The organism is Moraxella caprae DSM 19149 (genome assembly GCF_000426885.1).
GTDB lineage: Bacteria > Pseudomonadota > Gammaproteobacteria > Pseudomonadales > Moraxellaceae > Moraxella > Moraxella caprae.
This window is the reverse complement of record NZ_AUGF01000106.1, coordinates 1-1185: the sequence shown is the minus strand read 5'-3', so window position 1 is coordinate 1185 and position 1185 is coordinate 1. Positions and strand designations below refer to the sequence as shown.

4 protein-coding genes are annotated in these 1185 nt (G+C 34.2%); all 4 read right to left on the bottom strand.

Annotation, left to right across the window (positions count from 1 at the left end):
* Window positions 1-153 precede the first annotated feature (153 nt).
* Window positions 154-309 (bottom strand): hypothetical protein, encoded by a 156-nt coding sequence (locus K941_RS17290; protein ID WP_156892349.1) that lies wholly within the window; start codon window positions 307-309, stop codon window positions 154-156.
* 72 nt (window positions 310-381) lie between these two features.
* The gene (locus K941_RS0112550) at window positions 382-621 is read right to left on the bottom strand and encodes a hypothetical protein (protein ID WP_029103856.1); all 240 of its coding nucleotides are present in this window, start codon (window positions 619-621) and stop codon (window positions 382-384) included.
* A complete protein-coding gene (locus tag K941_RS0112545) occupies window positions 618-887 on the bottom strand; it encodes a hypothetical protein (protein WP_029103855.1) in 270 nt (89 codons plus the stop codon). The genes K941_RS0112550 and K941_RS0112545 overlap by 4 nt, the downstream gene beginning before the upstream one ends.
* Before the next feature lie 87 nt (window positions 888-974).
* A partial coding sequence (locus K941_RS0112540) for a transposase (RefSeq protein ID WP_029103854.1) occupies window positions 975-1185 on the bottom strand: 211 nt, incomplete at its 5' end.

The following is a 1185-nucleotide window of genomic DNA, read 5'->3' as shown; positions in this document are numbered from 1 at the left end:
AATGCTGTATGCCTTGATAACCACTGTCTGCTAGGATAGCTTCATAGTTCATTGAGGTATTTTAGCATAGGAAGGGTTTTGCAGGAGGTCTATTGTTTTGAGTCGGCAATCTTGTCTAAAAATAGTTTTGCTTGGTTGTATAATCCATAACACTTACAGATAAGCAGAGATTTTGGCAAGTTTAATGTCTGCCATAAAATCATCTGGATTTATCCATTTTAAGTCGTTATCTGATTTATCGTTGCTACAAACAAAAATGATAAAATGATAACCGACATCCATTAATTGATAAAATTCTATATCTGTCATATCTGATATTTGATTATAATCAATATTATCAGGATTATCAAAATACCCATCAATAATAAAGATGCGATAGCTTTATTGAATAGGAGATTCAGCAGTTTTATCGTGATTGATATTCTGATGGGGTAGGGATTGCTTGATGTATCTTATTTTTTGTTCCAGCATTGCCAGCTTTTCTAAATCCAAATCAATGCCATTACGCACATTGTGCAAAAAATATAGCTTTTTTGGATCAATATTGCGTTTATCTAGTATTTTTTGACGAAATAAGTTTGTTTTGTGTTCTGGTTTGAGAATAACGCCTTGGTTAATCATAAATTTTCCTCAAAATCATCAGGCTCATCAATACCAATCTCTTCATCTGGTTCTAGTAATTCCATTGAATTTTGTTGGTGCATTTTTGTGTACAAACTTAACTCATCGCTATCTAAATTGTTATATTCGTAATCTTCATCATATTCCTCATCTTGATAAAATTTCTCACGCTCGATATCTGTATCGTCAGGTATGGCCTTGTTGTATGAAACCAGATTGTGCTCGGTTGAGACACCAAAACCACCTTGTTTGCCTAAGTCTGTCATATTTATTGGTTTTTTGGTTCTGTGGCAGGTTTTTTGGAGTGCAATAGTGTATTTGCTAGGCGTTCTTGGATAATTTGATTGATATACTCACCAAACCCCAAAATAACACTTCAAACTCTCTTCGATTGTATCAAACTCTGACAAATGACTTCTAAGCCATCTTTTAATCGTTGCCCAAGTTTGCTCTATTGGGTTTAGCTTGAGTGAGTAAGGTGGTAATGGTAAGATGATGTGTTTGTATGTTGTGTTATTGATAAGCTCTTGCAAGCGTTTCATTCTGTGAAATCTTGCATTGTCT